At 43.6% G+C, this 19,408-nt stretch carries 14 protein-coding genes; 7 read left to right on the top strand and 7 right to left on the bottom strand.

The features are described 5' to 3' along the window. Positions 1-45: 45 nt before the first annotated feature. Positions 46-3,180: an efflux RND transporter permease subunit gene (locus BM736_RS14360; protein WP_076413384.1), complete on the top strand. Its 3,135-nt coding sequence runs from the start codon at positions 46-48 to the stop codon at positions 3,178-3,180. A gap of 82 nt (positions 3,181-3,262) precedes the next feature. Here BM736_RS14360 and BM736_RS14355 read toward each other — a convergent pair whose 3' ends face one another. The 3 genes from BM736_RS14355 to BM736_RS14345 all read right to left on the bottom strand — a co-directional run bounded on the left by BM736_RS14355 (position 3,263) and on the right by BM736_RS14345 (position 6,936). Further along, the gene (locus BM736_RS14355) at positions 3,263-5,293 is read right to left on the bottom strand and encodes a methyl-accepting chemotaxis protein (protein WP_076413382.1); all 2,031 of its coding nucleotides are present in this window, start codon (positions 5,291-5,293) and stop codon (positions 3,263-3,265) included. Positions 5,294-5,497: 204 nt separating this feature from the next. Further along, positions 5,498-5,764 carry a hypothetical protein gene (locus BM736_RS14350; RefSeq protein ID WP_076413379.1) on the bottom strand — a complete coding sequence of 89 codons (267 nt, stop codon included), beginning with the start codon at positions 5,762-5,764 and terminating at the stop codon, positions 5,498-5,500. A 380-nt stretch (positions 5,765-6,144) separates the two neighbouring features. Then, positions 6,145-6,936 carry a VOC family protein gene (locus tag BM736_RS14345; protein WP_076413377.1) on the bottom strand — a complete coding sequence of 264 codons (792 nt, stop codon included), beginning with the start codon at positions 6,934-6,936 and terminating at the stop codon, positions 6,145-6,147. A 213-nt stretch (positions 6,937-7,149) separates the two neighbouring features. On the opposite strand from BM736_RS14345, the gene BM736_RS14340 reads away from it, so the two are divergent. Both BM736_RS14340 and BM736_RS14335 read left to right on the top strand, forming a co-directional pair. Further along, positions 7,150-7,563, top strand: a complete 414-nt coding sequence (locus BM736_RS14340) for a globin family protein (protein ID WP_076413375.1) — start codon at positions 7,150-7,152, stop codon at positions 7,561-7,563. Between the two features lie 169 nt (positions 7,564-7,732). After that, on the top strand, positions 7,733-8,938 hold the full coding sequence (locus BM736_RS14335) for a GGDEF domain-containing protein (RefSeq protein WP_076413373.1): 1,206 nt from the start codon (positions 7,733-7,735) through the stop codon (positions 8,936-8,938). A 79-nt stretch (positions 8,939-9,017) separates the two neighbouring features. Here the strand turns inward: BM736_RS14335 and BM736_RS14330 are convergent, their stop codons facing one another. Together BM736_RS14330 and BM736_RS14325 are read right to left on the bottom strand one after the other, a co-directional pair. After that, a complete protein-coding gene (locus BM736_RS14330) occupies positions 9,018-10,241 on the bottom strand; it encodes an HlyD family secretion protein (protein WP_076413371.1) in 1,224 nt (407 codons plus the stop codon). Next, positions 10,234-10,578, bottom strand: coding sequence for an MFS transporter (locus BM736_RS14325; RefSeq protein ID WP_076413369.1), 345 nt, complete (start codon positions 10,576-10,578; stop codon positions 10,234-10,236). The genes BM736_RS14330 and BM736_RS14325 overlap by 8 nt, the downstream gene beginning before the upstream one ends. 494 nt (positions 10,579-11,072) lie before the next feature. Between BM736_RS14325 and BM736_RS14320 the strand changes: the two genes are divergently transcribed. Further along, entirely contained in the window at positions 11,073-12,080 is a 1,008-nt protein-coding gene (locus BM736_RS14320; protein WP_076413367.1) for an AraC family transcriptional regulator, read from the top strand. A gap of 111 nt (positions 12,081-12,191) precedes the next feature. Here the strand turns inward: BM736_RS14320 and mtr are convergent, their stop codons facing one another. Both mtr and plsB read right to left on the bottom strand, forming a co-directional pair. Further along, positions 12,192-13,448, bottom strand: a complete 1,257-nt coding sequence (mtr, locus tag BM736_RS14315; protein WP_076413365.1) for a tryptophan permease — start codon at positions 13,446-13,448, stop codon at positions 12,192-12,194. A gap of 46 nt (positions 13,449-13,494) precedes the next feature. Then, on the bottom strand, positions 13,495-15,918 hold the full coding sequence (gene plsB / locus BM736_RS14310) for a glycerol-3-phosphate 1-O-acyltransferase PlsB (RefSeq protein WP_076413363.1): 2,424 nt from the start codon (positions 15,916-15,918) through the stop codon (positions 13,495-13,497). Positions 15,919-16,183: 265 nt separating this feature from the next. Here plsB and lexA point away from each other — a divergent pair, with 265 nt between their 5' ends. The 3 genes from lexA to coxB all read left to right on the top strand — a co-directional run bounded on the left by lexA (position 16,184) and on the right by coxB (position 19,405). After that, positions 16,184-16,801, top strand: a complete 618-nt coding sequence (lexA, locus tag BM736_RS14305) for a transcriptional repressor LexA (protein WP_076413361.1) — start codon at positions 16,184-16,186, stop codon at positions 16,799-16,801. A gap of 36 nt (positions 16,802-16,837) precedes the next feature. Beyond that, complete coding sequence (locus tag BM736_RS14300) at positions 16,838-17,344, top strand: cell division inhibitor SulA (protein ID WP_076413359.1); 507 nt, start codon at positions 16,838-16,840, stop codon at positions 17,342-17,344. A gap of 507 nt (positions 17,345-17,851) precedes the next feature. Next, positions 17,852-19,405, top strand: a complete 1,554-nt coding sequence (gene coxB / locus BM736_RS14295) for a cytochrome c oxidase subunit II (protein ID WP_076413357.1) — start codon at positions 17,852-17,854, stop codon at positions 19,403-19,405. The last annotated feature ends 3 nt before the right edge of the window (positions 19,406-19,408 follow it).

Genomic DNA, 19,408 nt, shown 5'->3' with positions numbered 1-19,408 from the left:
GCAATAAGGTAAGAGCAAACAAGCTAGTTCAAGGGGGCTTTACTCATGCTTAAGAAGATAATTGAAGCCTCAATCAAGCAGAGGCTTATGGTGTTAATTGTCACCATAATGATCACTGTGTGGGGTGTACAAGAACTTAGGAACACCCCTTTAGACGCACTGCCTGATCTCTCGGATGTACAAGTAATCATTAAAACGCCATTTCCTGGCCAAGCACCTCAACTGGTTGAGGAACAAGTTACCTATCCGTTATCTACCGCTATGCTAGCTGTACCTGGCGCAAAAACGGTTCGTGGATATTCTTTCTTCGGGGACTCTTATGTCTATGTGATTTTCGAAGATGGTACAGATATCTATTGGGCTCGCTCACGTGTGCTCGAATACCTGAATCAAGTCAGCAGCAGCCTGCCACAAGGTATTCAACCATCACTAGGTCCTGATGCATCAGGTGTCGGTTGGATCTTTGAATATGCCTTAGTGGATAGATCCGGAAACTTAGATCTATCACAGCTAAAAAGCTTACAAGATTGGTATCTAAAGCTTGAGCTGCAAAGCGTTGCAGGCGTATCAGAAGTCGCAACGGTTGGTGGTATGGAGCAAACCTATCAGATCGTTATCGAACCCGATAAGCTCGCTATCTATAAACTTGATATTGCAGCGATTCAAACGGCAATATCTAAGTCTAACACTGAAGCAGGCGGCTCGGTCATCGAGATGGCTGAAGCCGAATATATGGTTAGGGCTAAAGGTTATCGCCAAACTTTAGATGACTTTAGAGAGATCCCTCTTGGGATCACCAGTCCGTCTGGCACACCGCTATTGCTAAAAGATGTAGCCACTGTCCGTAAGGGACCAGCTTCACGTCGCGGCATTGCTGAGTTAGATGGCGAAGGCGAAGTGGTTGGCGGCATCATAGTGATGCGTTATGGCGAAAATGCCTTAGCAACAATTGATGCGGTTAAAGATAAACTTGAGCAACTTAAATCAGGCTTACCTGAAGGTGTGGAGATCATCCCTACCTACGATAGATCGAATCTCATCGAAAGCTCGGTCGAAAACCTATTCCATAAGGTTGTCGAAGAGATGTTTGTTGTCGGTCTAGTCTGCTTGCTATTCCTGCTCCACGCACGCTCAACACTTGTCGCAGTCATAACGCTACCGTTAGCCATACTGATCGCATTTATCGTCATGAATAAGATGGGGGTAAACGCCAATATTATGAGCTTAGGTGGCATTGCGATCGCTATTGGTGCCGTAGTCGATGGTGCGATTGTCATGATCGAAAACATGCACAAGCATCTGGAGCATTTCGAGCAGGAAAACCAACGTTCGCCGAGCAATAAAGAGCATTGGAAGCTAGTATCTGAAGCATCCATTGAAGTCGGGCCTGCACTGTTTTTCTCTTTGCTTATTATTACACTCAGTTTCGTGCCTGTTTTTGCATTGGAAGCACAAGAGGGTCGACTATTTAGCCCACTGGCTTACACCAAAACCTTTGCTATGGCAGCTGCAGCAGTGCTCTCTATTACTTTAGTTCCTGTACTTATGGGCTTCTTTATTAAAGGAAAGATCCCTAAAGAAACCAGCAACCCTATCAGTCGTTTACTCATTGCCCTATATAAACCGGCTTTGACTCTGGTACTTAAGTTTCCAAAAATGACCTTAGTGGTGGCATTAATAGCATTGATGAGCGCTTGGTATCCTGTTAGTAATATGGGCAGTGAGTTTATGCCTGAACTTGAGGAGGGCGATCTCCTCTATATGCCAACAGCACTCCCAGGCATCAGTGCCAGTAAGGCCGCAGAGATACTGCAGCAGACTGACAGACTGATAAAAACGGTCCCTGAAGTTAAGCGTGTCTTTGGTAAAGTCGGGCGTGCAGAAACGGCAACCGATCCGGCACCGCTTACTATGCTTGAAACCACCATAATGCTTAAACCAAGAGATGAGTGGCGTGAGGGCTTCACATTGCAAGATGTGATTGACCAGCTGCAGCAAACAGTAAAAGTGCCAGGACTCACCAACGCTTGGGTTCAACCCATTAAAACCCGTATCGATATGCTATCAACTGGGATAAAAACCCCGGTAGGCATTAAGATAACCGGTGCTGATGTCAATGAACTCCAAAACATAGGGACCGAAATCGAGGGGATTTTAAGTAAGCTACCCAATACAAAATCAGCCTATGCTGAACGTGTAGGTGGTGGTCGTTACATAGATATCACTCCAAAGCTCGATGTTGCATCTCGCTATGATATGACCCTCACAGATATCCAAGACGTTGTCCGTTATGCCATTGGCGGTATGACGATTGGTGAATCTGTTCAAGGGGCTGAGCGTTACCCAATTAACTTACGTTACCCTCGTGAACTTAGAGACAATATAGAGAAGCTCAGAGAGTTACCTGTGATCACTAAAACAGGGCACTATCTGCCACTTCGAAACTTAGCCGACATAGAGATCACCGATGGTGCCCCTATGCTCAAGAGCGAGAATGGTCGATTAATTTCTTGGGTTTTTGTCGATATTGAAGGTACCTCAATTGGTGAATACATTGAAGAAGCGAAAACAGCTCTGAATGAGCAGTTAGTGGTTCCACCAAGGTATAGCTATGGCTTTGCAGGTCAATATGAATATATGCAGCGAGTCGATGCTAAATTGCAGAAAGTGATCCCTATGGCATTAGGCGTTATCTTTATCCTATTGATGATGACTTTCGGCTCAACACTACAAGCAAGCATGATCATGTTTAGCCTTCCCTTTGCTTTGGTTGGTAGTACCTGGTTGTTGTACGCACTAGACTTCAATATGTCAGTGGCAGTCGCTGTGGGTATGATAGCCCTCGCGGGGGTGGCTGCCGAGTTTGGGGTCGTCATGCTGGTATACCTCAACAATGCGATTAAGCATCGAAAAGAGACCGGTACCTATAGCTCTGTGACCGACCTAAAGGATGCCTTGATTGAAGGGGCTGTGATGCGTATTCGCCCTAAAGCCATGACAGTCGCGACCATCTTTTTCGGGTTACTGCCTATTATGTGGGGAGCAGGAGCCGGTAATGATGTGATGCAAAAAATTGCGGCCCCAATGGTGGGCGGCATGATAACAGCACCACTGTTATCACTGTTTGTGCTACCAGCCCTCTACCTGCTGGTTTACTCTCGTAAACTCGATAAGTCCTAATGAGCTAATCACTAAAACACCCGGTAATTGCCGGGTGGTTTTAAGACAAGCCATGCTCACTGTGAACTTTCACTCGGTAAGACTATAACTGGAAGCGTTCAACTGAACTCGTTAATGAGTGAGCAAGCTTATTCATCTCTTCACTTCGTGTTGCCATAGCTTTAGCTTCTTCACCATTCTCACTTGCGGCATCTGCAGCTTGATTCATGCTCGATACAATATTCTCACTATCGGTTAGCTGCACCTGAATCACCTGAACTATGCTTTTACTCATCTGCTCAATTGCGCTCAAAGAGTTGTCCATCAGCTCAATGGCTCGACTAAGCTCCTGGCTTTGAGCGACACACTCCGATGCCTGGGACTGCCCACTGTCAATGGCATCTACCGCACTAGCAGTCTCTGTTTGTAATGCTGTGATTGTTACCTGAATCTCCGCCGTTGACTCTTGGGTTCGCATCGCTAGCGTTCTCACTTCATCAGCCACAACCGCAAAGCCTCGCCCATGCTCACCCGCTCTAGCGGACTCAATGGCCGCATTAAGGGCTAATAGGTTAGTCTGCTCAGCAATAGAAACTATCGTATCTAATATCCCACCAATATTTTTACTATGGGTACTCAGCCTAGCCATCACGTCAACAGCATCAAGCAATCTTTCTGAAAGTTGAGTGATCCTGTTGCTGTTTGCATCTGCTATCTCCTTAATTTCATGGCTATGCTCTGAAGCTTCTGACACATTACCTGATGCAGTATCCGCCTCATCTCTCACCGTATTTGAGCTAACAGACATCTGTTCAGCACTGAGTTTTACCTCTGTTATACGGTCTATCTGCATATTGGCAGCTTCAGAGATTCGCTGACTTTGCTCACTGTAAGACACTGCGGCAGTATCGAGAAGGTGAGCATTTTGTTGTATCTCATTAAGTAGCTGAGTGAGATCTTGGGCTAGGGTATTAATACTATCGATTAAGGTGCCAAATTCATCATCACTATCCTTCTTCATCCGCCGACTAAGGTCACCACTGGCAATTCTAGCCAATGCTTTATTCACCCCACTGAGGGGGTTAAGCATAGCTCTGGTGGTAATGTATGAGATAAAGCTCGCCATAAGAATAAAGACCCCAGCGAGTACTACAGCTAAGGTCTCTCCAGTAACAATCTCATCTTTTGCCGTTTGTTGAAGAGAGGAAAAACGAGTATCGGCTAAAGTGAGTAACCCCTCTAGTTCGCCCAAACTGGCAGAAAAATCCTGCTGCACGCTACTATAGGCTTCACTGGATTGCGCTGTTTGCGCAATAACCTGATTTTGAAGTTGATACAGCTCACCAGGTTGATCAAGATAGTGGAAAATAATGGCTAACTTCTCACTAGCCTCACTGATGCTTGCTTGACTAGCTAGTGGCTCAGCCTGCCTTTTAAGGTAGTCGAAATTACTATTAAGGTTGCTTATCAGAAAAGCCATATCCTCTTTATGAGCCGAAATAGAGTCTAAGCTATCGGCTCTGGATAAGCCCGACATCGTATTTCCCATTGTAAACAGCATATCATCTAGGCGTGTACCTGTGCCTACGACCTCATCGAGTAATCTCTGCTGCTCACTCGGTACTGAAATCAGCTCTAGATCTAACATGGCATTACTAGCGCTAAACCTTGCTTCCTCAAAACGCTCATAATGATGCATAAATAGCTCTTTTGACGAAATGATTGCTAGTTTAGCTCTGAACATCTCATCACTGGCACCGGTGAAATCATTAAAGTAGCTTTCTGACTGCGCTATGGCCGTTAACATATTTGGTTGATCAGAAACCTTATGTTTAAGCTTGGCTGCATCTTCAGTAAACGCTTGCTGCAGTGTCGTAAACTCCTGCTGACTAGCCAACAGCTCTGAGCTGCTTTTTTGGGTGTTAGCAACTGAGACGATTTTTACCATATGCAGTATTTTGAGCTGTAGGCTATTACTCTGCTTTTGTACTGGAACGGCTAATGTTTCAATATCAAGATTAGCGCTACTAATCTGGCTCAATGATTGATAAAAGAAGCCTGTTGCAGCAAGAAGCAGCACACCAATGGCACTAAAGCCTAAGATTATTTTCTGCCGGATTGAAAGCTGAATCATAACCAGAATCCATCTGCCCATACTGAGTAGGTAAACTCTTTAAAGTTTAGCAGGGAATAATAATTCCAATTACTTTATACCAATCGATATAAAGATGAGGTTATTCAGTGGGAGTTCAACGCGCGCTAGGCAAGACAGGAACAAAAGTGAAGAATTGATAAAACTGCAATGGCGTAATCAAATATACGCCATTGATGATCTGATTTAATTGGATGAACTGCCAGAGTGGGTGCCACTTTTCATAAATGCTTCAGCCAACTGCTCCTCAGCTTCACGCTGCGCTCTCGTAGTACAACGCTTTGAAGGTAGTCGAGAACCAGTCACCCTTACCTTGTCACAACGGTAGCCATCATTTTGAGAGCCCGTTTTAGCTGATGTCACCTCCTCTTCTGAATTCGTCACTCCAGAACTACAGCCGACTAACAACACAAGGCCTGTGGTTAATAGTACAACTTGAATCTGCTTTAACATTTTTTTCCCCTTATGAATTTAAATCAATGCTCTAGCCTCTCTCAGCTAGCATGGCTACTTGGATAAATGTAGAGAAGGAGCCAAACTAGCAGAAGAATAATCAAGCGACAAATACACAAGATGTTGAAAATAAGCAATTTTAGCTTTCTAATTAATATTTCTTATCTTAGGCACAGGAATAAAAGCAACGTTTAAATTGCTTTAATAGTAGGCAATACTTCAGCTATCCACTAAAACAAAACTTTATACCGAATAGCACCCAGTAATAGGGAATAATGTTCCCCCCAAAAATAGCCATTAGCTCCTTGTTAGCTAATTAAGAAGATACCTAATGTCACAATAAATGCGTTATAAACGCTATTAAAAAGCTGTTTTCAAATCTATTTAGCTTGCAAGGTTATCACCGAGAAGAAGCCTCCCTGAGGATCATTGATCACTGCAAAACGTCCAACTCCAGAGATATCTGTTGGCGGCACACAAGCTTTACCACCCAGCTTTACAGCTTTCTCTACTGTCTCATCACAGTCATCAACCGCAAAATAGAGCATCCAATGAGGTGGTATCTCACCCCACTCTTCTGTCATCGCAAGCATACCTCCAACAGGTGCACCATCAACAAGCCACTCGGTATACTCTATCTCGGGCATGTCTCCAGCTTGGACTTCCCAGCCAAATACCTTAGGGTAAAATGTTTTTGCTTGCTCGCTGTCTCTTGTCGCTAGCTCCACCCAACATAATGTGCCTGACGAGTCTCTATATTGAGAGCCAATATGATCGCCCGCTTGCCAAACCGCAAACTTTGCTCCTTCAGGATCACTAAAAAGTGCCATCTTGCCTGCAGAGCCCACATCACAAGGACCCATCACAAGTGTTCCACCTTCTGCTTTAACCCTATCAACAGTTGCATCAACACTCTTTACAGCAAAATAAATTAACCAGTTCGTCGGCACTCCCTGCTCAGACATCTCTTTTGGCATCTGATACGCAGCGCCAATGTCACCACTATCATCATTGCTGCCTATTGAGAACATAGTATAAACACCATCAGGAATAGGCATGTCTTGAGTTTGCCAACCAAATAGTACGGCATAAAAGGTTTTTCCAGCCACAGCATCCTGACTAGCGAGTTCCACCCAACATGGCTGACCTTGCAGATATTGTTGCACTCTCATAGACACATCCTTGAATTGAAACAGAGAAACCAAACCAATAATTGATTTTAGTTAAGCTTGTTTTCTAATTTCTGTCTATGCTGAATGGGGAAGAAGTTTGATTTTTGGCAATATGTTTGAATTTAAATCACTATTACTACGATTAGCTGCCTGAAGAGACTCTTTAAGGAGTCACTTAACTCAGGATGAAAAAGTAACATTAAGGATGACACCATGGCATTGACTAAAACTCAGATCCAACTTGTTCAAGATTCATTTTTGAAGGTTGAACCCATTTCAGAAAAAGCAGCAGAGATCTTTTATGATGCCCTATTTGCCATTGATCCCTCTTTAAAAACTATGTTTCGCAATGATATGAAAGTTCAAGGGCGCAAACTGATGACTATGCTGAAAGCTGCTGTTGATGGATTAGATGATCTGGAAGCTTTAGTGCCAGCTTTACAGCAACTTGCTCAACGACATAATGCCTATGGCACCAAGAAAAGTCATTTTACCCCTGTAGGAAACGCCTTGCTATATACGTTAAAAACAGGCTTAGGTGATGCCTTTACCACAGAGGTGAGAGAAGCATGGGTATCTGTGATTCATACCGTTGCTGATACCATGAAACCAGAAATTACCGCTTAATGATTAAACTAGTATTAATAGAAAAATAAACTCAATATACTGCTTTATCGATAGCAGAAAAATGTCGACTTATTAAAAGCAACTTAGCCTCCAGTGTGCTGGAGCTTGCACATGGTGAAACCTATATTTCATCGAACAGCTAATTATAAGATCACTATTGAGGTTTGTTTTGTCATCTTTTTTACATGGATGCCGTTATTTCATCCTGCCATTGTTTATTACTCTTCTGTCGCTCACTCTTATTAGAGTGACCGAAACAAATTGGCAGGAATGGAATGACATTATTGCTCAACTCCCGTACTGGCTGCTGTCGATTGCAGCAGCAATGGCATTGCAATTTAATCGTAGTCGATTAGCCTACCTCGCTCTGTTATTGTTAACGTTTTATGCCAGTCAGCATAATCCTATCCCCTTATTTTCTCATTTGACTTACTACAGGGATGAAATTTTTATCGGCGGTACCTTTGTTATCACTTGGTTTGCCTTTATCAAAGATCGTGGACTGCTCTCATCTCACGGTGTAATCAGACTACTGGGAATTGCTTTTTGCATGGCGATGGGCGTCGCTTGGTTGGCAGGTCTCAAGCATTTTCAGACACAAATAACCACATTGTCACCGATAGAGTTACCACTCAAATTTCAAATATTGCTGCCTTTATATATTTGCTTTGCGCTGGTATTTAGCCGCGCCCTTTGGCGAGCAAACTTAGTCAACACCTCCATACTAACTAGCTTAGCAATCTGGAGCTTCTATTACTTTAAACCTGACTATCTACCTCTGGCCGTATTGTTATCTTCTCTTGCCGTTATCTATCTGTTTACTATTTTAATAGACTCCTACTTCCTTGCTTACAGGGATGAGCTGACGGGGTTAGCATCACGACGGGCACTGTATAATTTGGTGCTCTCTCTTGGACGCCGCTACAGTGTCGCCATGCTTGATATTGACCACTTCAAAAAATTTAATGATACCTATGGCCATGATGTTGGCGATCAAGTACTAAAGCTGGTTGCAGCAAAACTTGCGAAAGTCACCGGTGGCGGTAAGGTTTTCAGGTATGGTGGTGAAGAGTTCACTATCGTTTTCCCACGTAAGAATGCCGAATCAGTACTTGATGACTTAGAAGACGTTAGAGAAGCGGTTGAAGATTATCGTATCGTTTTACGGGATGATAAACGTAAGCAAGCTAATAATGCCCAATCTAAGGCGAAGCGTAACAAAGCTAAAAGTGGGGCTAAAAAAACAGTTAGTGTCACTATCTCAATCGGGGTTGCTGAACGTGAGGGAGGCGAGTTGTTCGATCAAACCATGAAACGAGCAGATGAAGCCCTCTACCGTGCCAAGAAAAAAGGCCGTAATCAGACCTGTCTTTAAGCACGATTAGAAAACAAAATAGCGAGAAAATGAAAAAAGACTCCACGCATAAACGTGGAGTCGACTCATCATTTAAAGGTTAGATTGAGTAAAAATAGTAGATCTGCGATTTCATTCTTATCACGATCCCTCTGATCACATCTAAGAATGCCAGAAAAGCAATTGGCTTCTCCCCTGATATCCAAGCCAGCCCCACAGAGCCGACAGGGATATCGTAATCATCAGCTTCATGTAACTTAAGACGAACAAAGTGATGCTTGTTATTCATATTTTGGCCGGTAGTCTGACGAACATTATCATCACGAGCAATCAAACTTCCCTGCGCCTCTCCAGTCGCCTCGATTATCCCTTCGACTTCGGCATTAAACACTTTTCCTGGGTATACCGCAGAAGCAAATTCAGCACTTTGACCAATTTTAACATTACGAATGGCCTGATGATTTACCCGCATTAAGACGTACTTTTCATTGGTATACATCTGAATTCGTGGCATAACACCTACAAACTGCCCTTCGCGCATGATGAAGTTAGTCACATAACCACTAGCAGGTGCATAAATCTTGGTGCTATCTAGATCCCACTGCGCTTTCGCTACATTCTCAGCCTCACCTTGTAAGTCTGATTCTCGACTCTGAATGGCCAACAAGGCTTTATCTATATCAAGCTTCGTCGTGTGAGCGGCAAGATTGGCTTTTTCAACCTGAGCGCTATATGTATTAACCCGCGCTTGAGCTATATCAACAGCGTTAGTTTGCTCATCTAACTGACTTTTGGTGATGGTATCCGGCACCACTCGATTTTGCTCGACAAAACGCGCTAAAGTCTTCTGCTTCCACTTTAAGTCTTGAGTCCCTGCAGAAAGTTGGCTTTCACTGATCTCAATATCTGTAATAGCAGCCTGATGCTCTTTCTTAGCGAGGCTAACATCCTCATTAGCAAGCGCTAGCTCAAGTTCAGCAGACTGCTTCGCTACCACAGCTTTATTCAACGCTATCTGATAAGGCTCGCCATCTAACTCATAAATAAGCTGACCAGCCTCAACCCGCTGATTCGGTTTCACATAGATATGTTTTACCTGCCCCTTAATCTGACTAGAGGCTGGCCTCAGTTGAATATGCGGCGACTGAACCAATGATCCCCCAGAAAGATCCATAGGTGTGTAGTTCAACAAGCCCACCCAAACAAACAGTAACCAAGCACCGCCACCAATATATGAAAAGGCTTTACTAAATTTATTCCAAGGCATACCTACAAGACGAAGTATGTAGATAAAGAGTGCCCATACTGCTAACCCCTCAAGCATTGACATTCTCCTCTTTGCTCTGAGCTACAGATGGATTTGTAGCGTGCTCTTCTCGCCAAATATCCCTTATTCGCCTTAACGCTTTCTCACCATCAACAAAAGCGACAATGACTGCCACTACCCATACCCAGTGCCAGATAAACCCTATCCAGGTAAGCGCGGTGATAAGCCCAATCTGCTGATGCTTCTCTTTGTGGGCTTTATTGATTGGCAGTTCATGAATTTTCCAAAACCCTATGGCCATTGCGGCGACTGTTGCAATCATAACAACAGCAGCGACGACATGAAGGGCGTCATCCACCCCAGTATCGACAAATGGCATACTGACTAAACTCATACTGCAACACCTCTGGTTCGTTCAACTAAACCTATATCAAGCAGGTCATCGCAACGGCGAGTATTTACAAATGGCATACTGACTAAACTCATGATGCAACACCTCTGGTTCGTTCAACTAAACCTATATCAAGCAGGTCATCGCAACGGCGAGTATTTACAAATGGCATACTGACTAAACTCATGCTGCAACACCTCTGGTTCGTTCAACTAAACCTATATCAAGCAGGTCATCACAACCGCGAGTATCGACAAGTGTCATACTGACTAAACTCATGCTTAAAAACCTCTGTATATCAAATCAAGCACTACGCAAATCAAGTTATAACTCATCAATTTTTGAGCCTATGAAATGACTGGAGCTTGCGGATGGTTGTAAAAATTTGTAACCAGTTTGACCTCTGTGTCATTTCTAACAAGATTTACAGTCAACTTGTATCAAATGGGCGCGCATAATGATTTAATTAAGCCAAACATAGTCAGTGAGTTTTAGAGATGAAGTTCAATACCTCTTTTATCAGAAGCTGTTATCTGCACAGTTTCTTTCTAGGCATCGAGCAGCGGTATGCAATTACGCCCCATACATTATCGATCCCACAATCTCTGATCGATGAACCTATGTCACTCATCCCCTTCTCTGAATTATCCCGCTGGATCGAGCAGATTGAAGTGTTAACTCAAGACGAAAATATGATGGTGAAAATTGCTGATTATCTCTGTTTCTCAAAACTGGATATTCCGGGCATTAATTTTCTTGGTGGTCCCGATCTTGCGATGTCTGTCAGGCGTATTAACTACGCGATATCAAGCTTTCACTCTGGGGCCAGCTATTACGTCATTCAATCAGGAAAGATAATCAAATGGTGCTACAGAAACCCATATGCATTCGATAAACAAAAAAGCCATGATTCACTGCGAGTGGCTATCTTTATCTTCAATGCGCTACGACATTTTCTTGGCCAAGATTACCAGCCCTTGCAGATCCACATTAGCGGACCTGTTACTAACAAATTGGAAACTGAGGCACTATTTGGCTGTAATGTCATTTGGAATGCAGCTCAAACAGAACTTTGGATTGATACTCAAGCTTTAGTTATGCAGTCTATTCAACCGCAGCCCGAGCAGAAAAAGCTGTCTTTATCGATTGCTGAACTTGAACAATATCTAGATATGCCCCAACCCCACGATACGCCTAAAGTGCTGTTTGAAATGGTTAATTACTCTCGATATTACGGACTTCCAAGCGTAGATAGGGTTGCAGAGCTCTTTAATACCTCTAGGCAGCAACTCCAAAGGGGATTGCAAAAACACGGCTTTAACTTTAATAATTTATCCGGTTACATCCTGAGTAACCAAGCCATAAAGTATATGCTTGAGAATAAAAGTATTGAGGAGATCACCTCTCTATTAGGCTATGCCAATAAGCAAAGCTTTAGTAAGGCTTTTAAGCGCTCACGTAACAGCACACCACAGCAGTATTTAGAGTCAATAAAGTCTAGTTAGCGCAAGTATTATGACCATAAATACACCGACAATAAAGGGAGGGGAAAACAGACTGGGGCGAATGTTGTAAGAGCAAAGCCGATGCACGGCTTTGCTCTCGATCAGGTGTGATTATCCGAAAGCAGGCAATAGATCGGCCATCACCAAGAGATGACATGCACCGGTGACAATACCAAATAAAATAACTATCGCAATAACAGGAGTACCGCCTGGTACTTTGAAGCCATCTGAATCAGGGAACATTTTTCTCGATTTATGCGCCATCATAGCAGGTACGATTGCCGCCCAAATGGTTGCTGCTAACGCAGCAAAACCGATAGCAATCAAAAAGCCGTTTGGAAACAGCAGCCCTAACACTGTTGGTGGCAGGAAAGTCACTGCAGCCGTTTTTAAACGTCCCATTGATGACTCATCAAAACCAAACAAATCAGCGAGATAGTCAAATAATCCTAAGGTCACGCCAAGGAACGATGAGGCTACGGCTAAATTGGCAAACAGGGTCAACATACTGGTCAGCCAGTCACTGGCAATCGCACCAGACAAAGCACCAACAAGGACGCCCATATTACCACCCTGAGCGATGATATCGACAAACTCACTTCTGGCGATATTTCCCATAGTCGCTACCAACCAGCAAAGGTAGATAACAAATGCGATTAAGGTGCCTAAAACGATTGCCTTGATGATAGTCGAAGGATCTTTACCATAGTATTTAACTAAGCTAGGTACGTTGCCATGATAGCCAAAACTCACTAAACCGAAAGGTAGAGCTGCTAACATATAGGGCAGATATGTCGCTTCGCCATCAGGGGAAAATAGCTTTACGGTATCGATATCAACCAACAGATTTCCAATCGCAAGGAAGAAGGTGATAATCATACCGCCAAGCATGATAGTGGTGATCCTATCGACAGCCTTTGTACTGATAAAAACAATAAAGGCTAAACCTAAGGCAAAGACGAGCCCGGCAATGCTTTGTGGTAGCTCGATACCAGCAGCTTCTAGGCTATGGTTAACAATCGATCCACCGCCACTGATGTACGCATAAGCGAGTATGTAGAGTACAAAGGCAATAGATAAGCCATTAACAATACGCCAGAAATTACCTAAGGTTTCACGTGTTAAGGTGTCGAAGCTAGCACCAGGTTTAAAGTGCAGGTTAGTTTCAAGTAACAACAAGCCTGACACCAACATGCAAAACCAAACGCCTATCAGCATAGCCACTGAGTAGCTAAACCACATTCCGGCACCAACAACGGGCAGAGAAAACATTCCTGCACCGACGGCTGTTCCGGCGATGATCACTGCTCCACCAAGCAAAGAGCGACTCTGTGTGCCACTCTTGGCAGCATTCATATGATTGGCCATTAAGTCTGGCTCTCCAACTTAATAAGCGTTTGTAGGTTTCTCAACATTAGGCTTTGTGCTCCGCGGCTACACTATCTTCAATTGTTTGTCTTACTGATGAACGAAGCAAGCCATTTGCACGTAATCTAATCCTTTGAACTTCATCTCGTTTTTCACTATCTAGAATATATCCAAGCTCCTTCAGTTTGACACTTAGGGTCCCGTATAACTTCTTATCGTAAAATTCTGGGGCCGTTATACCATGTAACGCGCCGAGTCTTTGTGCCAATTTGTGACTTTCACGCTCTAGTTCTGAGCGCTCCATCTTAGGACAGACATCCAGCAAGTTAAAAATAATTGCATAACGTTGCAAGGTTTCACTCACAGTACCAGCGAGTAAAAGTAGCTGATTAATCTTATCTTCTACAGGAGCAAAACTATTCCCCTCTGTCAGCAGTCCTTGCGCAACGAACAGGTCTAGCACCTGATTCACATTAGCTTCAACATCTTCAATCCCCATAAAGAGCTCAGCTTGGAGAAGAGGATAGAAATCATTAATGGTGTCGACGATCTCATCTCTTGAAAGATGCTCATGCTGAGTCACGCAACTGGCAACCAGTGACGGCACGACGAAAAGATGAATAATATTATTTCGATAATAGGTCATCGCCACAGCTATACTCTCATCGATAGAGATGATATCACCGAGTGGATCACTATCGAGCTGAATCTTCTTAAGCTCTAGCCCCTGCTGAACGAGATGTTTACCATCCCCCTCTGGTACTGATGTGTACGAGGTATAAGGCAGATCTTTGAGTAAACATAGGTAGAGGTCTAACTGTTTTTCCAACTGTTTTCTTTCGAGCGCATGTTGCTCAGATGCAAGTAAAACTAGGCTGGTCAATGTTACTGAGCTTACTGCTGCCGCATCATTGATATTAGTCATCACTCGATTTGCTAAGGTATTAACTACTGGGGTTAGCCATTTAGGCTTCTGCTCAGGATCATTAGCAACCTCACCTCTCCAATCAGGCACTTGCTCGTCGAGATAATTGTGTAGCGTAATAGGTTGACCGAAATTCACATAGCCTTGACCAAAATTACCTAGCTTACGAATGGCACCAAAAACTTGCCATACCGATTCTTTCTTTTTCTTCTTACCACTCAGTTCTTTATGATAAGTCGCAACTTCCATGACATGATCATAACCCAGATAAACAGGCACTAGAGTAACTGGACGCTCCACTCCTCTAAGTACACTATTCAATGTCATCGCAATCATGCCAGTCTTAGGCGCTAATAGACGACCAGTACGTGAGCGGCCTCCTTCGGTGAAATACTCAACCGAATAACCTTTGGTAAATAACTGATCTAAGTATTCACGAAATACTGCGGTATAAAGCTTATTGCCCCTAAAACTACGACGAATAAAGAATGCGCCACCACGTCTAAACATGGGACCTGCTGGCCAGAAGTTAAGGTTTATACCAGCGGCAATATGCGGTGGCACCATGCCTTGGTAATAAAGAATATAGGAAAGTAGTAGGTAATCCATATGGCTACGATGACAAGGCACATAGATGATCTCATGACCATCGTGATGCAACTTTCTGACCTGTTCAGCACCTTTGATATTGATACCTTTGTAGAGTTTATTCCACAACCAAGTCAAAAATCGTTCAGCGATACGCACTAAGCTATCTGAATAATCTGCGGCAACCTCATCAAGATACTCCATAGCTTTAGCCTTAGCTTCCGCTTCAGAGATCTTCTTATTGCTCACCTCCTCCGCAATCGCTTTTTGTAAGCTAGGGGAGTTGATCAGATCTTTAAACAACAACTGTCGATTAGGAAGAACAGGACCTGTCATCACTTTTCGCTGACGACTAAAGTGGACTCTAGCTACGCGTGCAAGCTTATGGGCAATCCGCTTGTCGGTGCCATGTTCATCAGCCATATGGCGGATAGACACTGCATCTGAAAATTGTACAAAGTTGTGACGCCCTAAAAAGAGGATCATAAGGCACTTGCGTAACCAAGTAGGATTCTGACGCTCAAGCACTGCAGCTTTCATTGTGTCGTCCTCCTTACCGGGAGTACGTCCCCAATACAGGCTGACAGGCACGAGTTGAATATCAAGCTCAGGCTTCTCTTTATGCACTTTCAATAAGTCCATAAAACTGTTCAAAAAGAACTCATTGCTCTCTCGGCAGCCAAATAAAGGTTTCGCCCCCTCTAGACAAACCACTCTAGGTGTAGATTTATTATCCACCTCAAGTGCGTCATAGGGACTGGGAAGGCCGTAGTTTGCAGTAATTTCGCTTAAAGCAGCGATATCACTGAGCGACTCAGTCTTCATCACATAAACAACTGGCTTTTCAGGATCGAGGTTAAGATCTGCGAAAGGTTCATGGGGCACAACGATAGTGTGCACCAGCTTTTTCTGGATCCAGCGTAATGATTTATACCAAAGAGAATCTTTTTTAGACATTTTCTTATGCAATGTGAGCCACCTTAATAGCCGCATAGAATACCAGATAAAGAAGAGATAGCCCTAATGTCATTAACAAAAGCCAATTTAAGTCATGCTATAGCGGCATCCCTAAGGATAGTCACTGTTTTAAATTGCAGCCTTTCAAACATAAATATCGAATTTGGCTCATAAATAATTAAAGTTGATAAAATTTGGTTAATCCTTGCACTGCAAAAAATACTGTATATACTGACAGGTACTGTATAGAAAGACAGGATTCATCATGAGACCTTTGACACCAAGACAAGCCGAGATCTTAGAGCTTATTAAGCGCAACATTTCCGATACTGGCATGCCGCCAACCCGCGCAGAGATAGCAAGACGTTTAGGTTTCAAGAGTGCAAATGCCGCAGAAGAGCATTTAAAGGCGCTAGCCAAAAAGGGCTGCATTGAAATTATTCCTGGCACCTCACGCGGTATTCGCTTAACTCAGGAGAGTGAACCAGAAGAGCAAGGTCTGCCCTTAATAGGCCAAGTTGCTGCTGGTGAACCCATTCTTGCTCAAGAGCATATTGAACAGCATTACCAAGTCGATCCTAATATGTTCCGTCCTAGTGCTGATTTTCTTTTGAAAGTTCGCGGCGACAGTATGAAAGATATTGGCATCTTAGAGGGTGATCTTCTCGCCGTGCATAAGATTGAACAAGCAAGAAACGGACAAGTGATTGTTGCCCGAGTCGAAGACGACGTCACCGTTAAGCGTTTTGAGAAAAAAGGCAGCATTGTATACCTGCATGCAGAAAATGAAGATTATTCACCAATTGTTGTCGATCTAACCAGTCAAAGCTTAAGCATTGAAGGTTTAGCCGTAGGTGTTATCCGCAACGGAAGTTGGCAGTAAATTGATAAACCCACTCATGTCAAAAGGAGGTCAGTAATGAAAACCCTAATAGGAATTAGCCCCAAACATCCTGGTTTATGGATAGATACTGCTGACCAATTACCTGCTGCGAAAGAGTGTACAAGCATTACCACTATGACAACACATACCCAAGGTCGAGAAGAGCTAAAAAAAGTCAGTAATCAGCTCGCCAGCCTGAGTCATCAAGGGCAATGGATAGTCCTGATAAGCCCCCCTAATATTGGCTATAAAAAGCTGCTAGCCGAAGCTGGAGTCAGAATGGATCGGGTACTTTTAGTCCATGCTAAAGATGAATTTGAAACCCTTTGGGCGATGGAAAAAGCTTTGACCAGTGGGACATCAAGCGCAGTGATCAGCTGGACGCCCTCTCTAGATACACGTGATAATCGACGCCTTCAATTAGTCGCAAAGAGTGCCAGAGCCTTAGGTATAGTTATCGAAGATGCTCAGACCCATGAACAGGTGATGCACAATACTGATATAGATGTGAGACAAGCTAGCCTGTTTGCGGCGCTACACTAAGCCTCTTTAATTCAAAGTAGCAGTACATCGTAAATATGGTAATTTAAAGTCCCCCTTGGGGATTTTTTCCCTTCAACCTGCTCAGTCCTAATCTCACCTAAACTCACCTTCTTGGCTAAAATTAAATATACACTCTGGCCATTATCAGCTTAATTTTTCTACATAACTTTTAGAAATTGATCTTGATCAAGATTTAAACACCAAGTAAGTTAGCAGTTATAACAACGATATTTTGTTATATCTAAAACGATTTTGTTGTCAGCTAAGTAAAGACCCTGCTTGTTGTATAAAAGCTAGAAATTTACCTCGCTGAAATCGGGCCTGATATATTCAGCCGTAGGTGTGAGCGTGGTTAAGTCTGGCAAAAATAAAGCCATATAAACAACAATATTTAAACCACCACTACACTTTGAAGTCATCGTTGCTTTTTTGGGAACTGAAGAGTTTACATAGAGCAGAGACTTACTGTGTGACTCTTCTTTGTCTTGTTGACAGAGGAGAAGTCTAGTGAAGCAATTGTTGTATTGTGTGTTGGCGTTAATATTTTCGCCTGCACTTTTTGCATCAGAAATGCCGCTTAATATGACAAAGGGCGTAACGGAAATTAGTGGGGAGGTTTATAACCTTCACATGATCATCCTTTACATCTGTTGTGCTATTGGCATCGTTGTTTTTGGCGCAATGATTTATGCCATGATCAACCACCGCAAATCAAAAGGCGCAGTAGCCGCCAACTTTCATGAAAGTACTAAAGTCGAGATTTTGTGGACTGTGGTACCTTTTATTATTCTTATAGGCATGGCAATTCCAGCAACCAAAACATTGATTGCAATGGAAGATCCAAGCGATGCTGACTTAACTATCAAAATCACTGGCTCACAGTGGAAGTGGCATTACAGTTACTTTAACCAAGACGTTGAGTTTTTCAGCTTGATGTCGACTCCTCGTGAACAAATTGAGGGAACGCAAGAAAAAGGCGAACACTACTTACTCGAAGTAGATAAGCCGCTCGTGCTGCCTATCAATCGAAAAGTGCGTTTTCTAATGACCTCAGAAGATGTGATCCACTCTTGGTGGGTTCCTGCTTTTGCAGTCAAAAAAGATGCTAACCCAGGCTTTATCAACGAAGCATGGACCAAAATAGATAAACCCGGTGTTTATCGAGGTCAATGTGCTGAGCTTTGCGGCAAGGACCATGGTTTTATGCCAATTGTGGTCGAAGCGCTATCAGAGGCCGACTTTGATAAATGGCTCATCGCGCAAAAACAAGCTGCCAACAATGCAGAAGCCGAAGCAAAAGCTGCGCTATCTCAAACCTTGAGCATGGACGAGTTAATGACTCAAGGAGAGCAAGTTTACTTGTCTCACTGCGCCGCATGTCACCAACCCAACGGGGCTGGCTTACCTGGTGTATTCCCGTCTCTTATCGGCAGTCCTGTCATCAAGGGGCCTGTCTCTGACCATATCAATATTGTGGTAAATGGTAAGTCAGGTACGGCAATGCAAGCCTTTGCTAAACAACTTACTGCGACAGAGATTGCTGCAGTTGTGACCTTTGAGAGAAATGCATGGGGAAATGACTCAGGTGAGAGCGTGCAAGCAGCGGATGTTAGTGCTGGTGAAAATGCTAACCCCGATGATGTAGGCGCAACTCCGACGACCTTACCCGCCAACCTACCAGAAACCCAAGCCGTTGAAGCAAAGGGAACTGAAGCTGTTGAAGAGGCAAAAGCGGTTGTGTTAGATGACTTAACCATGGACGAGTTAATGGCCATGGGTGAGAAAGTCTATATGACCAGTTGCGTAGCATGCCACCAGCCAACTGGTGCTGGTATGCCACCGGTTTTCCCTTCATTAATCGGTAGTCCTGTCATCACAGGTCCAGTGTCAAATCACCTAGATATTGTTATCAAAGGTAAGCCTGGCACGGCAATGCAGGCATTCTACTCTCAGTTAACACCGCAACAGCTTGCTGCAGTGGTGACTTATGAGCGTAATGCTTGGGGAAATAACTCTGGTGATGCCATTCAAGCTTCTGACGTTGTTGGTCACGGAAAGTAGGGG

The organism is Shewanella sp. UCD-KL12 (assembly GCF_001957125.1).
Lineage (GTDB): Bacteria > Pseudomonadota > Gammaproteobacteria > Enterobacterales > Shewanellaceae > Shewanella.
The sequence above is the reverse complement of the archived record's forward strand: the minus strand, read 5'-3'. Positions and strand labels throughout refer to the sequence as shown.

What these genes read in the sequence shown, in the direction of transcription:
- BM736_RS14360 (WP_076413384.1), top strand. Translation starts at nt 46, where the DNA reads ATGCTTAAGAAGATAATTGAAGCCTCAATCAAGCAGAGGCTTATGGTG.
- BM736_RS14355 (WP_076413382.1), bottom strand. Translation starts at nt 5,293, where the DNA reads ATGATTCAGCTTTCAATCCGGCAGAAAATAATCTTAGGCTTTAGTGCC.
- BM736_RS14350 (WP_076413379.1), bottom strand. Translation starts at nt 5,764, where the DNA reads ATGTTAAAGCAGATTCAAGTTGTACTATTAACCACAGGCCTTGTGTTG.
- BM736_RS14345 (WP_076413377.1), bottom strand. Translation starts at nt 6,936, where the DNA reads ATGAGAGTGCAACAATATCTGCAAGGTCAGCCATGTTGGGTGGAACTC.
- BM736_RS14340 (WP_076413375.1), top strand. Translation starts at nt 7,150, where the DNA reads ATGGCATTGACTAAAACTCAGATCCAACTTGTTCAAGATTCATTTTTG.
- BM736_RS14330 (WP_076413371.1), bottom strand. Translation starts at nt 10,241, where the DNA reads ATGCTTGAGGGGTTAGCAGTATGGGCACTCTTTATCTACATACTTCGT.
- BM736_RS14325 (WP_076413369.1), bottom strand. Translation starts at nt 10,578, where the DNA reads ATGAGTTTAGTCAGTATGCCATTTGTCGATACTGGGGTGGATGACGCC.
- BM736_RS14320 (WP_076413367.1), top strand. Translation starts at nt 11,073, where the DNA reads ATGAAGTTCAATACCTCTTTTATCAGAAGCTGTTATCTGCACAGTTTC.
- mtr (WP_076413365.1), bottom strand. Translation starts at nt 13,448, where the DNA reads ATGGCCAATCATATGAATGCTGCCAAGAGTGGCACACAGAGTCGCTCT.
- plsB (WP_076413363.1), bottom strand. Translation starts at nt 15,918, where the DNA reads ATGTCTAAAAAAGATTCTCTTTGGTATAAATCATTACGCTGGATCCAG.
- lexA (WP_076413361.1), top strand. Translation starts at nt 16,184, where the DNA reads ATGAGACCTTTGACACCAAGACAAGCCGAGATCTTAGAGCTTATTAAG.
- BM736_RS14300 (WP_076413359.1), top strand. Translation starts at nt 16,838, where the DNA reads ATGAAAACCCTAATAGGAATTAGCCCCAAACATCCTGGTTTATGGATA.